This is a genomic window from Sphingomonas sp. SP1 (assembly GCF_058313395.1).
Genome location: NZ_JBZFLC010000001.1, coordinates 577,437 through 589,952, shown reverse-complemented (window position 1 = coordinate 589,952; position 12,516 = coordinate 577,437). Strand labels below are relative to the sequence as shown.

General features: G+C 67.8%; 12 protein-coding genes. 3 read left to right on the top strand and 9 right to left on the bottom strand.

What is annotated here, in order from left to right; genetic code table 11:
- Position 1 precedes the first annotated feature (1 nt).
- From AC4GYS_RS03080 to AC4GYS_RS03065, 4 genes are read right to left on the bottom strand one after another with little or no spacing between them, the layout of a single operon-like run.
- On the bottom strand, positions 2–853 hold the full coding sequence (locus tag AC4GYS_RS03080) for a MipA/OmpV family protein (protein ID WP_491107638.1): 852 nt from the start codon (positions 851–853) through the stop codon (positions 2–4).
- Between the two features lie 25 nt (positions 854–878).
- Positions 879–1,220: a ferredoxin FdxA gene (gene fdxA / locus AC4GYS_RS03075; protein WP_491107637.1), complete on the bottom strand. Its 342-nt coding sequence runs from the start codon at positions 1,218–1,220 to the stop codon at positions 879–881.
- A 32-nt stretch (positions 1,221–1,252) separates the two neighbouring features.
- Positions 1,253–1,546, bottom strand: a complete 294-nt coding sequence (locus AC4GYS_RS03070) for an RNA-binding S4 domain-containing protein (protein WP_491107636.1) — start codon at positions 1,544–1,546, stop codon at positions 1,253–1,255.
- A 52-nt stretch (positions 1,547–1,598) separates the two neighbouring features.
- A complete protein-coding gene (locus tag AC4GYS_RS03065) occupies positions 1,599–4,088 on the bottom strand; it encodes a helicase-related protein (RefSeq protein WP_491107635.1) in 2,490 nt (829 codons plus the stop codon).
- Positions 4,089–4,208: 120 nt separating this feature from the next.
- Between AC4GYS_RS03065 and AC4GYS_RS03060 the strand changes: the two genes are divergently transcribed.
- Positions 4,209–5,630, top strand: a complete 1,422-nt coding sequence (locus tag AC4GYS_RS03060; protein WP_491107634.1) for a M23 family metallopeptidase — start codon at positions 4,209–4,211, stop codon at positions 5,628–5,630.
- Here AC4GYS_RS03060 and AC4GYS_RS03055 read toward each other — a convergent pair.
- Complete coding sequence (locus AC4GYS_RS03055; protein ID WP_491107633.1) at positions 5,627–5,893, bottom strand: PilZ domain-containing protein; 267 nt, start codon at positions 5,891–5,893, stop codon at positions 5,627–5,629. The two genes, AC4GYS_RS03060 and AC4GYS_RS03055, sit on opposite strands and share 4 nt — an antisense overlap.
- Before the next feature lie 282 nt (positions 5,894–6,175).
- Here AC4GYS_RS03055 and AC4GYS_RS03050 point away from each other — a divergent pair, with 282 nt between their 5' ends.
- Together AC4GYS_RS03050 and AC4GYS_RS03045 are read left to right on the top strand one after the other, a co-directional pair.
- Positions 6,176–7,768, top strand: a complete 1,593-nt coding sequence (locus AC4GYS_RS03050; protein WP_491107632.1) for an MASE1 domain-containing protein — start codon at positions 6,176–6,178, stop codon at positions 7,766–7,768.
- A complete protein-coding gene (locus AC4GYS_RS03045) occupies positions 7,765–8,346 on the top strand; it encodes a response regulator transcription factor (protein ID WP_491107631.1) in 582 nt (193 codons plus the stop codon). The genes AC4GYS_RS03050 and AC4GYS_RS03045 overlap by 4 nt, the downstream gene beginning before the upstream one ends.
- Positions 8,347–8,434: 88 nt before the next feature.
- On the opposite strand, the gene AC4GYS_RS03040 is transcribed toward AC4GYS_RS03045, so the two are convergent.
- The 4 genes from AC4GYS_RS03040 to AC4GYS_RS03025 form a co-directional block, all read right to left on the bottom strand.
- Positions 8,435–8,722 carry a GIY-YIG nuclease family protein gene (locus AC4GYS_RS03040; protein WP_491107630.1) on the bottom strand — a complete coding sequence of 96 codons (288 nt, stop codon included), beginning with the start codon at positions 8,720–8,722 and terminating at the stop codon, positions 8,435–8,437.
- Between the two features lie 159 nt (positions 8,723–8,881).
- Positions 8,882–10,567, bottom strand: coding sequence for an ATP-binding protein (locus AC4GYS_RS03035; protein ID WP_491107629.1), 1,686 nt, complete (start codon positions 10,565–10,567; stop codon positions 8,882–8,884).
- A 69-nt stretch (positions 10,568–10,636) separates the two neighbouring features.
- Positions 10,637–11,404, bottom strand: coding sequence for a TIGR02186 family protein (locus AC4GYS_RS03030; protein ID WP_491107628.1), 768 nt, complete (start codon positions 11,402–11,404; stop codon positions 10,637–10,639).
- Complete coding sequence (locus tag AC4GYS_RS03025) at positions 11,404–12,315, bottom strand: sulfite exporter TauE/SafE family protein (RefSeq protein ID WP_491107627.1); 912 nt, start codon at positions 12,313–12,315, stop codon at positions 11,404–11,406. The genes AC4GYS_RS03030 and AC4GYS_RS03025 overlap by 1 nt, the downstream gene beginning before the upstream one ends.
- Between the last annotated feature and the right edge of the window lie 201 nt (positions 12,316–12,516).

Genomic DNA, 12,516 nt, shown 5'->3' with positions numbered 1-12,516 from the left:
CCTACCAGCTGTAGCCCACGCCGAGGGCGCCGAACCATTGCGTCCGGCTGCCGCGATCGGCGACAATCGGACTGTCGGCGATGTCGCCGAGGAGGCGCTTGTAGCTGCCGCTGCCAAACAGGCCCCAGCCCTTGCGCGGGTCGCCGGAAAGGGAGTGGGCGACGAGCAGTCCGGCCTGCCAGCTTTTCATCCCGCCGTCCGAGAAACGGTAGGCGGGCAAGCCGCTGTCGAACGAGCCTTCGGCGTCAATACCGAAATAATAGTCGGCGAAGCGGCGGCTGACGAAATCGGCCGACCAGGAGAGGCCGACGAAGGTCGTACGGCTGACCGGCGTGCCGAAGTCGATCGAGGGGCTGAGCACCCAGCTTTCGTGCGCGTTGCCGAGATCCTTGACCGCATCCAGGCGGACGCTGAGCGAGTCGTAGGGATTGGTCAGGCCCTTGTAGGTCAGGCCGGCGAAGCCGCCCGCCTCGATCGCCACCCTGCGATCGCCCAGCGCATCGACGGCATCGTCCTTGACCTTGCCGGTGCGATTGAGGCGGACGCCGACAATGGGGCCGGCATCCAAACTCAAGCCCTGCCGGTCGGGAACGAGATCGGCATAAAGATAGGTGCCGCGCGAGAAGATCGAGATGCCGCCGACCTTTGCCCGGACGATCCCGCCGGGGATGACGCGGTAATTGTCCGAGCCTTCATAGTCAGGGACGAAAGCGACTCCGAGGCCGAGCTGGAAGCTGTCGCTTTGGTCGTTGGGATCAGGCAGCGGCTGTTCGGTCGCGGGGCCGACATCCTGCGCGACGGCGGGCACGGTAGGCAGCAACACCGCCGCAGCGGCAAGCAGGATGCGCTTCATGGCTAGTCCCCTGTCAAAGTCCGGATCAGTCGCCGTGACCGGGCTCCGGCGAGAAATATTTGTCGTACTTGCCGTCCTCGCCCTTGTGCTGGTCGGCGTCGGCCGGCGTCTGATCGTTCTTGCGCGTGACGTTGGGCCATTGGGCCGAGAAGGTGGCGTTCAGTTCCAGCCACTTCTCGTTGCCGCCTTCGGTGTCGGGCAGGATCGCCTCCGCCGGACATTCCGGCTCACACACGCCGCAGTCGATGCATTCGTTGGGATTGATGACGAGCATGTTCTCGCCCTCGTAGAAGCAATCCACCGGACAGACCTCAACGCAGTCCATGTACTTGCAGCGGATGCAGGCGTCGGTGACGACGTAGGTCATGTGCTTGTCTAGCTCCCTTGTTGCCAAGAGCGCTATTGCGGGCGGTCGGTTCCGTCAACGGGGGGCCGTTCGGGTAACTCTTCGTAGAACGTCCGCGCTTCGCTGGCGGGGCCACGGCGTTCGGGCAGGCCGAGGACCCGCAGGACCCGGATTTGACCCCTCAGCGGAAAGGCCAGGGTGCTTCCAATGCGGACCGTGTCGCTGACCTTTTCGACGCGCCTGCCATCGATGCGGGTGCGGCACTGCTCCAGCAACGCCTGCGCCTGGGTCCGGCTTTTAATCAGCCGGACCATGTAGAGATATTTGTCGATGCGCATGGTCGTCATTGCGGGCGCAGCTTGGTCGCTTTGCTCATCGCAAGGACGCAGGCCGAATGGCTCACCGCTTCAGACCCGCAAGGGCGGCAAAGGCGTTGCCGGGCCGGTGCGGGGCCGGGCGTTCGGGGCGGCCGTGCTGACCGCGCCATTTCCAACTGTCGCCGGAAGGACGGAAGCCGACGTCCGCCATCAGCCGGGTCAGCGCCGTCTCGTCGAGACCGAGCGACGTCGCGAGCTGGCGATCGATCGGGTCTTCGCCTTTCGCCGCACGAACCTTGTGGGCGTGGGCGGCGAGCCGATCGGCAAGGTCGATGCGGAGCCACTGCCGTCCCAGCCGGCGATAGGCGAGCGCCGCGCCGCGCGGGTCGGCATCGCCATCGAGCAGGGCCGCGCCGGCCGCGGGGAGGCGGGGCATGGGATCGTTGCCGCGCACCGCCATCAGCGCTGCCCGCCAGCGCTGCGCCTCCGGCTTCAAGAGCGAAGGAACGAACACGTCGAGTGCGCCAAGCCGCACGCGCAGCTTATAAAGGGCGGCGCGGTCGTCCTTCGTCAGCTGGCCAATCGGTGCGGCCAAGACCTTGCGCGGAAGGACCCCGCCGGCGTCCGCAAGCATGGCGGTCAAGGCGCGGATCGCAGGGGTCTGGTGCGGATCGGACGAGGCGCGGGCCAGCCGATGGAGGTCGCCGAGATGACGGGCGACCTGCTGTTCCACCCAGCGTTCCATCCGGGCCCGAAGCGCGGCGCGGATCGGTGCGGAGAGGCGGTCGAGCGGACGGGCGGTGCGCAGCGCCGGTTCGGTCAGCGAGCGGCCGGGCGAGAGGCGCGCGAGGGTCTGGCCCTGCCAGCCGACGGCAAGCTCGCTCCCGGCCTCGCCCAGCAGGGCGAACTTGTCATCGTCTCCGTCGGCCAATTCGCGTGCGCGGCGGTCGAGTTCCTCGCCCAGGCGACGCTCGGCGGCGGCAAGAAGCAGGCGCTTGTCGGCCAGGCGAGCCGCCGGATCGACCTTGAAGTCGAACCCGGTCAGGTGGCCAATGGGTTCGGGCCCGACGCTGACCTCCCCATCGGCGGCGACGGTGACCGGCAGCGCGTCCGCCCCGCGCGCGCCGATGTCGCGGACCAGTACGGCGGTGCGGCGATCGACGAAGCGCTGCGTGAGCCGTTCATGCAGGGCATCGGACAGGCGAGCCTCGACCGCGCGGGTGCGTTCGGCCCATTTCGCCGGTTCCTTCAACCAGTCGGCGCGATGCGCGATGTAGGCCCAACTGCGCACCCCGGCGAGACGGTCGGCCAACGCCTCGATGTCGCCCTGGACATTGTCGAGCCGGGCAACCTCGGCGGCGAACCAGTCGTGCGCGATGTGGCCGCCTTCGCCGATGTAGCTGAACACGCGGCGGACCATCCGGGCGTGGTGCATCGGCCCGACCTTGCGGAAATCGGGCAGTCCGCATGCGGCCCACAGCTTGCGCGCCTTGATCCCGCGGGCGGCGGCGATGGCCGGGTCCTCGGCGATCAGCTTCAGCACGGCGAGGTCGATCGCCAGCGGCGCCGGGCGGAGCAACGGATCGTCGCTGCGCATCTCGAGACTGGCGATGAGCGCCCGCACGTCGGCGAAGTCGAGATCGGGATTGCGCCAGTAAAGATGGTCGAGCGGGCGGAAACGATGCTCCTCGATGGCGAGGATCTCTTCTTGGGTGAAGGCGGGGCCGCCTTCGCCGCCGAGGCCCAGCGTGCCGAAGGTGCCGTCGCGCTGGTGCCGCCCGGCGCGGCCGGCGATTTGCGCCATTTCGGGGATGGTCAGGCGGCGATCGCGGCGGCCGTCGAACTTCTCGAGGCCGGCGAAGGCGACATGGCTGACGTCCATGTTGAGGCCCATGCCGACCGCGTCGGTGGCGACGAGATAATCGACCTCCCCGCGCTGGAACATGGCGACCTGCGCGTTGCGCGTGGCCGGGGAAAGGGCGCCCATTACCACCGCGGCCCCGCCCTTGAAGCGGCGCAGCATCTCGGCCAGCGCATAGACCTGCTCGGCCGAGAAGGCGACGATCGCACTGCGCGGCGGGAGGCGGGACAGCTTGGCCGAACCGGCATAGCGCAAGGTGGAGAAGCGCGGCCGGCTGACGATCTCCGCCTCGGGCACGAGCTTGCGGACCAGCGGCTTCAGCGTGGCGGAGCCGAGGATCAGGGTTTCCTCGCGGCCCCGGGCGCGGAGCAGGCGGTCGGTGAACACATGGCCGCGCTCCGGATCCGTCCCGAGCTGGGCTTCGTCCACCGCGCAGAAGGCGACGTCGCTGGCGACCGGCATCGATTCGACCGTGCTCAGCCAATAGCGGGCGGTGGGCGGCGCGATGCGTTCCTCACCGGTCAGCAGGGCGACGGAGGCCTCGCCTTTCAGCGCCACCACCCGGTCGTAGACTTCGCGCGCCAGAAGCCGCAGCGGAAAGCCGATCACGCCGGAGGAATGGGCGCACATCCGCTCGATCGCCAAGTAGGTCTTGCCGGTGTTGGTGGGGCCAAGGATTGCCCGGACGGAGCCGTCGCCGCGAGTGGCCATGCGGCGAATGTGGGGTGAGCGGGCCCGAAAGCGCAAGCGCTAAAGATGCTTTGCGGCACGGCTTAGCGCCGCGTTAACCCTATTGCCCGAAAACGGCCGGCGATGTTCCACGGGCGGATAGTGGCGGAGGCGGGCGCGCCGGTATCGATGACGGTGCCGGTGTTCGGCTTGCGTGCGCCACCGCGGCCGGGCTGGCGCGAGCGCGGTCTGGTGGTCGACCTGGCGATCGATCCGTTCAGCCGGCGCTGGTGGCAGGGCCTGCTGACCTTGGCGGGTTTGACCCTGTCGGTCGCATTGCTGGCGCCGGGACTGGAGCCGCTGGCGGGGGGCCGCGCGGCCGAGGTGCTGGAAGGGGCCGAGGCCGAGCAGGTGGCGGCGATGGGCATTGGTCCGTTGTCGGCGGGCTCGCGCACCGGGTTGCCGATGACGGAGACGGCAGCGGTGGAACCCCTGGCCGAAGCGCCCGCACGCACCACGCTGACGCTGTTCGCGACGCTGACGCCGGGCGACACGATTTCGCGGATGCTGATCCGCAGCAACGCCGCGGCCGGCGATGCCGTCCGAGCCGAGCAGCTGATCCGATCGGCGGGCCGGCCGGTGGTCCCGGGCACCGCAGTGCAGTTCACCCTGGGCGCCGCGACCGGCGGGCGGCGGAGCGTGGAGGCCGTCAGCCTGCGGCCGGCGCTGGACCTCAAGCTGGACTTGCGGCGCAGCGGCGGGGTGCTGACGCTGCGGCGGACGGCGATCCCGCTGGACCTCAGGCCGCTGCGACTGCGCGGAAAGGTCGGGGCGGGGCTGTACTGGTCGCTGCGGTCGGCCGGGGCGTCGCCGGCCATCGCCAGCGCCTATTTGCAGGCGCTGGCGACGCAGATCGAGGTCGGGAGCGAAATCGGGGCCGAGGACCATTTCGACCTGGTGCTTGCCAATCGGCGGGCGGCGACGGGCGAAAGCCGGACCGGCCCGCTGCTTTATGCCGGGCTGGATCGGGCCACAGCGCGCGACCTCAAGCTGCTGCGCTGGCCGGTCGGCGGACGGCCGACCTGGATCGACGCGGCGACGGCGGGCGAGACTCCGCAGGCGTCATCGAGCGGAATGCGCTGGCCGGTGCAGGCGCGCATCACTTCCGGCTTCGGCTGGCGGGTCCATCCGATCCTGCGCTTCGGGCGGATGCACAAGGGAATCGACTTCGGCGCGCGCTGGGGAACGCCAATCGTGGCGGCCGGAGACGGGCAGGTCGTTCGCGCCGGCTGGTCCGGAGGCTATGGGCAGCAGGTCCGGATCGCCCATGCCGGCGGCCTCGTCACCAGCTATTCGCACATGAGCCGGATCGTTGCGCCGAGCGGAACGCCCGTGCGTCAGGGGCAGCTGATCGGCTATGTCGGGTCGACCGGGCTGTCGACCGGGCCGCATCTTCATTTCGAGACGCTGCGCAATGGCGTGGCGGTCAACCCGATGGGCGTCCGCTTCGTCAGCGCCGCACCGGTCGATCCGCGGGCGGCGCAGGCGATCAAGGCCCGGCTGCGGGAATTGCTGGGAAGCTAGTCGAGCTGCGGCGGCTCCAGAAACAGGCCGCCGGCTTCGCTGCCCAGCGCCCAGCGGATCTGGGCCGGAACCGCCCCGTGGCGCCCGGCCTTGAGCCAGACCCGATCGCCGGCCAGCAGCTCACCGGCGTGCTCGATCCGAAACCCGCTGCCCGACAGGTCGCGAATCTTCACCGGCAGTTCCCTCCCATCGTGGGTGGTGAGGGTCGCGCGCATGTTCACGTCGGTGCGTGGTGCGCGGGTCGGGGTAGGCTGCGCCATCATGGCCGCGCTCGCGCACCGGCGGCGGAGAGATTTCGTCCGCGCCTGTCCAGCGACCCTCCGCCATGCCCGACAATCACCGCGATCCCCATCGATGCCCCGCTTCCAAAGGAGCAATCGCTTTAGCGCATGCGGAAAATCGGCCGTTCTGGACCAGTTTCGATCCGCTTACGGGATTGCTCGGTCTCATTAAGTCGTTGATGAAGGCGTCAATCTCAATCCGGATTTTACCCGGATTGTTGATCGGGGTTGGCTGGGGCTGGTTGTGCGGGGGCGTAACGGGGCATGGCAGAGGGGGCATCGCAGGACGCGCGGGGGGTTCGCGGCTGGATAAGGCGCGACGACGTGCCCCTGCTGCTAGCCTATGCGCTGCTGTTTCATGGGGCGCACAGTCTGGCAGCCTGGTGGGGCGGCCCCGGCTTCTATTCGCTGTGGTTTCCGGCAGCAGGCATTCGCTTTGCGCTGTTGTGGGTATTCGGCGCTCGGCTGACGCTGGCGGTGACGCTTACGGAACTGGTCGTGCAGATGCTGGCCGACGTCTTGCGGATCGGGGCGCCCGACTGGATCCCGATGGCGATTTCCATCGCTCGGCCGGCCATCGCCTACGGCCTGGCGATCGCCGCAGTGCGCTGGCTGACCCGTCACCGCCGAAGCCCCCTGTCCACCCCGCCGATGCCGATCGGCTTCGCCGCAGTGCTGGCACCGGTGGCAGCCGCGCTGTTCGCGCTGCCCTGGTCGCTGCTGCGGCCCGATCTAACGGGAGTCGCAAGCGCGCGCGACATCGTGGCGTCGCTGGCCACCTTTGCCACGGGCGACTTGCTGGGCGTGCTGCTGGTCGCGCCGCCACTGATCGCCGGGGCCGAATACTGGCTTGGCCGCGATCGGTTGCGCTGGCGCTGGCCACAGCCGGGGGCGGTGCTGGAAGGCGGCGGCGTGCTGTTGGTGGCGCTGCTTAGCGTATGGATGCTCATTTCCTTGCAGATCGGCTATTCGGGCATGCCGCTGGTCCTTGCCGCCTGCTGGATTGGGCTGCGGTTCGGGCGGGTCGCGGCGTGGGGCACCAACGTGGTCGTGGCGGGCCTGGTATTTCCACTGACGTCCCGAGTTGCCGACATGAACAGCCGGCTGGACCTGCACATGGCGGTCGCCGCGGTCGCGGTGGCGGGATATGTCGCGGCAAGCTTCGCCACCGCCACACGCAAGAGCCGGGCGGAAATCGCGCGGCGGGACCGGCTGTTGTTCCATGCGGAGCGGCTGCGAACGCTTCGCGCCATGTCGGTCGCGGTGATCCACGAGGTCAGCCAGCCGCTGTCGACCCTGGTCCTGGAAACGCGGCACCTGCGCCAATCCGTGGAACGCGGCGGTAACCCGGAACTGGTCGATACGGCCCGGCTGGTCGAGGCCAAGACCAGTGCGCTGGCGGACATGACCCGGCGGCTGCGCGACTTCGGATCGCGTGGGGAGGATGGGCAATGCTCCTTTCCGGTCGGACGCTGTGTCGACGATGCCCTGGCACTGCTGGAACATGAGGGCCGCCGGGCGCGGGTGACGGTCCGGATGGACGAGCCTTCTGCGGCAGCGCGCATACGGGGCAACGGGGTGGAGCTGACTCAGAGCCTGGTGAACCTGCTGCGTAATGCCGTGCAGGCCGGCCGCGAAGGTGGGGAAGTCTTGCTGACGGTCCGCGGAACGCGGGCAGAGGTGCAGATCAGCCTGGAAAATGAAATCCATACCCCGCCGCCGCCGGGCGGAATGGGTGTCGGCAGCATCATCGCCCGGGCGATCATCCAGGCGGCCGGCGGCCGCATCCGCCAGCGCGAAATGCGGCTCGGCACGATGGTGACCGAGGTGTTCCTGCCGGTGGAGCCGGGCAAGTGAGCGCGGAGGTCCGGGTCCTGGACGACGATCTGGATCTGGCGGCCAGTGTCGCGCGCCTGCTTGGCCGCGCCGGATATCGCGCGCGGGCGTCCTCGAGTCCGGCCGACCTATTGGCGGAGATGGCAAGCGTACCGCTGGCCTGCGTCGTGACCGATATCTCCATGCCCGACATGAGCGGCTTCGACTTCGCGGAAGCCGTGCGCCGGGCCGATCCGGGGGTCGCCATCGTCTTCATGACGGGATGGCCGACCACCCAGGATGCGGTGGATGCGATCCGGCGGCACGGCGGGGTCGATTATCTGGACAAGCCGCTCAGCGAGGCGCGCCTTCTTGCGTCGGTTGCGGAAGGGGTCGGCTGGTCGGATGAACGGCGACGGGTGCTGGCCCGGCTGGCGCCCCTGTCGCGGCGTGAGCGCGATGTGCTTGGCCTGCTTGCGCGCGGTTATTCTAACAAGCTGGTGGCGGCCGAACTGTCGCTGTCGGTGCGCACGGTGGAGGACCATCGCGCAGCAATCATGCGCAAAACGGGCGCGGGGACGATATCGGAGTTGATCGGGCTGGTGGCTGTGTTGCGGTAAGAGGGGGTGCAGAGCGTGCTTTCGACCCATTGCGGTCATCTATGTGCCCCTGCGCAGGCAGGGGCCCAGACAGGCTCCGCAGGAGCCTTCATAGCAGTGTCGGATACAGGTCATTCCAGTCCGGGTTCATCGACTCGATCGAGCTGAGCTTCCACTGGCGCTTCCATTTCTTCATCTGTAGCTCGCGCCGTCGGGCATCCTGCGAATCGCTGTGAATCTCGTACCAGACGAGCCGCTTGCACCCGTGCTTGCGGGTGAAGCCGGCAACAACGCCCTCTCGGTGCTCCCAAGCACGCTTTACCAGATCGCCGGTCACGCCGATGTAGAGCGTGCCATTGGGCCCACTGGCCATGATGTAGACGTAACCCGACCTCATTCGCCGCGACTGACCGTGCTTCCGCTAAAGCTCCAGCACGGGTCTGGACCCCTGCCTTCGCAGGGCTACTGCTAGCGTCTGGCCTCCACCAGAAGCAGCTGTCATGGGAGGTAATTCCATGACGTCGGTCCTGTCGCGCCGGCGCGCTTATGCTTGTTACTACCGCCCGTGACCCCGCCACCTTTTGATGGTGCGGCCGATGATCTCCTGCTCGCCGCCGACCTCGCGCCACAGTGCGGCGAAGCTGGGGTCGGAGGAGGCTGGGCGCTTTTCCGGGTCGAGATCGTCGAAGCGGACCCGGATGGGGATGGCGACGCCCTCACCGCAGACGATGCATTCGCGATTGCGCAGTGCGGGGATGGCGTCGAGGAAGCCGCGCGCGCCTTCCGGCATGGCAGCGCGGACGCAGGCCTGGTCGCGGTCGTTGTTGAGGCGCATTGAGATGATGGTGCCGCACTGCGACAGCACGCCTTCGGCAAGATCGGACGGGCGCTGCGTGATCAGCCCCAGCGACACGCCATACTTACGGCCTTCCTTGGCGATGCGTTCCAGGATCTTGCGGACCGCCTGGGCACCACCGTTTTCGTCCTTGGGGACGTAGCGGTGGGCTTCCTCGCAGACCAGCAGGATCGGGCGCTGCGCCTCCGTGCGCGACCAGATGGCATAGTCGAACACCATCCGGGCAAGCACGGACACGACCACGCTGGTGATGTCGGACGGCACGCCTGACACGTCGACGATGGAGATCGGCCGGCCGTTGGCGGGCAGGCGGAACAGCTTGGCGAGGAAGCTGCCCATCGTGTCGCTGACCAGCATGCCGGAGAACATGAAGGTGTAGCGCGGGTCGGCGCGCAGCTCGTCCAGCTTGTTCTTGAGGCGCTGATAGGGCGTGGTGTCGCCGGCGCGGTCGAGCTTGCCCATTTCGGCGACGAGGATCTGATTGAGATCGGTCAGCAAGTAGGGAATGGGCGAATCCACCGTGACCTTGCCCGCGCTTTCCGCGGCCTTGGTCTTCATCCGCGCGGCCAACAGGCACTTGGCGAGGATGTCGGCGTCGCGCTGCCGCTCGGCCCCGTCGGTGGTCAGGAACACCTCGCAATGCTCCTCGAAATTGAGGAGCCAGTACGGCAGCTGCAGATTGTCGACGTTGAACAGTTCGCCGCAATTCTTGAACGCGGCGCTATATTCGCCGTGCGGGTCGATCATCACGATGTGACCTTCGGGCGACAGCTGTGAAATGCGATGAAGCACCAGCGCGACGCTGGTCGACTTGCCGGTACCGGTGGATCCGAGCACGGCGAAGTGCTTGGACAGCATCGGATCGACGTAAAGCGCGCCGCGGATGTCGTCGGTCGGGTAAACGGTGCCGATCTCGATATGCGGTTCGTCGCTGGCGGCGAAGATCGAGCGGAGGTCCTCGGTGGTGACCGGGTGAACCGCGCTGCCGGGAATGGGGTAGCGCGTGACGCCGCGACGGAAGCTGTTCATCCGGCCGGAGGATTCGCGGCTGCCTTCGCCGAGGAAGTCGATCATGGCGGTGATGGTGCCGTCGTCGTCGCGCTTCATGGTGCGGACGTTGGCGATCAGCCAGCTGGTGCCGACCGCCATCTTCACCTGACTGCCCACCTGACCCGACATGGCGACAGACGGGTCGGTATGGGTCTGGAGGCTGGTCAGCCGTTCGGTGTCCATCCGGATCTTGGAGCCCGACCCGGCGATCTCCAGCACTTGGCCGATCGGCGCCTGGTTCTGGTGGGGCGAGGGCACGTGGCCGCCCGTGGTCTCCTCGTCGGTGTAGCTCGACAGCTCACTGAGGAACTGCGTCAGGCTGACATCGTCGGTCATCGAAATCCCGCTTCCCATCTCGTGAATTGAACGAGACTGCGGTTAACGCCGCGGCAGTTAAGATTTCGCTTAGGCGCCCCGGCGGCGGAAAGCGGCGGCGGCGGCCCAGCCGAGCAGCAGCGGTAGCAAGACCGCGGCGAGGCCGTAGAGCAGTTCGTTGCGAACAGCGGCCATGGCGACGAACCGTTCGAAGCCGGACTGGCCGACCTCGATTTCCTTGGTCGCGGCGGCGATGACCTTGCCGCGGTCGATCAGAAAGGTTTCGGCGGTGTAGGTGCCGAGCGGGACCTGGCTGGGGATGGTGATCCGGGCGCGGTACAGCACCCCTTCGCTGATCTCGACCCCGTCCGGATCCTCATAATACAGGCCCTCCCGCTGGCGCAGGTCGAGCAGCCCGGCCTCGAACCGGCGCTCCTTTTCCGGCTGCGCGCCGCCGCCGGGCGACAATTGGAGGTTCTGGAGGCCAAGCTCATAGATTGCCGCAGTGCGCTCATCGACCAGCTCGCCGATCGGGGCGGAGGAGGCGACGGCGTAGAAGCCGGGGGCCGAGCGGAAGCGGTTGCTGTCGGCGTTGGTCCAGATTCCGGCGATCTTCTGCTTTTCGCGGACGATGATCGGCTGCGACGGCCCGCGCAGCACCACCACCACATCGGCTTCGCGCGTGGGCGTGCGGCCGCCGGGGTAAAGGATGGCGCCGAACAGCAGCAGCTGGGCGCCGGTGAAGCTGTACTGAATCCGGATGGACCGGGCCGAGATATCGGGCACCAGTCGGGGCCCGGATTGCGCCATCGCGAGCGGCACCAGGAGGAACAGGACAAAGGCCCGCCAGCGCCGCATCACAAATACTCGATCGAGAAGATCTCGTCGGGCCGGTAGGTGAGGCCCAGCGCCATGCGCAGCGTCACGAGCAGGATGATGATGGCCAGCGTGAGCCGCAGCAGGTCCGGTTTGACCCGGGTGGTGAGCAGCGCGCCATATTGCGCGCCGACCACACCGCCGACGAGCAGCAATGCTGCAAGCACGATGTCGACCGACTGAGTGGTGAGCGCGTGGATCATGGTGGTGGCGGCGCTGACCGCCAGGATCATGACCAGGCTGGTCCCGACCACCACGCGCGCGGCCATCCCGAGCAGGTAGATCATGGCCGGGACGAGGATGAAGCCGCCGCCGACGCCGAGCAGAACGGTGAGGATTCCGGCGACGAAGCCCAGGGCCAGCGGGGCGATCGGCGAAAGATACAGGCCCGAGGCATAGAAACGCCACCGGCCGGGAAGCCCCGCCACCCACTTGTTGTGGCGGGCGCGAGGCTTGTCCGGCTCATTGGGGGAAATCCAGCCAAGGGCGAGCGCCGCGTCGCGCAGCATCAGCAGGCCGATCGAGCCTAGGAGCAGCACGTACATGAGGCCGATCACCGTATCGATCTGCCCGGTCGCCTGGAGCAACCGGAAGATGCCCGCGCCGACCAGGCTGCCGACCAGTCCGCCCGCGATCATCACGGCCGCCATGCGCATGTCGACGCCGCCGCGCCGCATGTGGGCAAGCGCGCCCGACACGCTGGCGCCGGTGATCTGGGTCGTGGCGGAAGCGACGGCGACGCTGGGCGGGATGCCGTAGAAGATGAGCAAGGGCGTGGTCAAAAACCCGCCGCCGACCCCGAACATGCCGGACAGGACGCCCACCAGCCCACCCAACGCCACGATAAACACGGCGTTGACCGACATTCCGGCGATCGGGAGGTAGATGTCCATGCCTTGTCGATCGGCCTAGCGGCAAAGTGCGGCGGGGCAAAGGCGGCGAGTGGCCCCAAGGCCGGCATTAGTGGACTATTCATCAACAAGGCCCTATGTGGACCTCCGCGAGACGCCCTTAACAAGCGGCGTGATCGGCTCAACGAAAGCCGGCCTGCGTCTCGAACTGTCCGAAGTTCTCCACATCACGCGGGGTTCTTT

Bases quoted from the DNA above. Each gene is read 5' to 3' on its own strand.
- AC4GYS_RS03080 (WP_491107638.1), bottom strand. From the start codon at position 853: ATGAAGCGCATCCTGCTTGCCGCTGCGGCGGTGTTGCTGCCTACCGTG.
- fdxA (WP_491107637.1), bottom strand. From the start codon at position 1,220: ATGACCTACGTCGTCACCGACGCCTGCATCCGCTGCAAGTACATGGAC.
- AC4GYS_RS03070 (WP_491107636.1), bottom strand. From the start codon at position 1,546: ATGACGACCATGCGCATCGACAAATATCTCTACATGGTCCGGCTGATT.
- AC4GYS_RS03065 (WP_491107635.1), bottom strand. From the start codon at position 4,088: ATGGCCACTCGCGGCGACGGCTCCGTCCGGGCAATCCTTGGCCCCACC.
- AC4GYS_RS03055 (WP_491107633.1), bottom strand. From the start codon at position 5,893: ATGATGGCGCAGCCTACCCCGACCCGCGCACCACGCACCGACGTGAAC.
- AC4GYS_RS03050 (WP_491107632.1), top strand. From the start codon at position 6,176: ATGGCAGAGGGGGCATCGCAGGACGCGCGGGGGGTTCGCGGCTGGATA.
- AC4GYS_RS03040 (WP_491107630.1), bottom strand. From the start codon at position 8,722: ATGAGGTCGGGTTACGTCTACATCATGGCCAGTGGGCCCAATGGCACG.
- AC4GYS_RS03035 (WP_491107629.1), bottom strand. From the start codon at position 10,567: ATGACCGACGATGTCAGCCTGACGCAGTTCCTCAGTGAGCTGTCGAGC.
- AC4GYS_RS03030 (WP_491107628.1), bottom strand. From the start codon at position 11,404: ATGCGGCGCTGGCGGGCCTTTGTCCTGTTCCTCCTGGTGCCGCTCGCG.
- AC4GYS_RS03025 (WP_491107627.1), bottom strand. From the start codon at position 12,315: ATGGACATCTACCTCCCGATCGCCGGAATGTCGGTCAACGCCGTGTTT.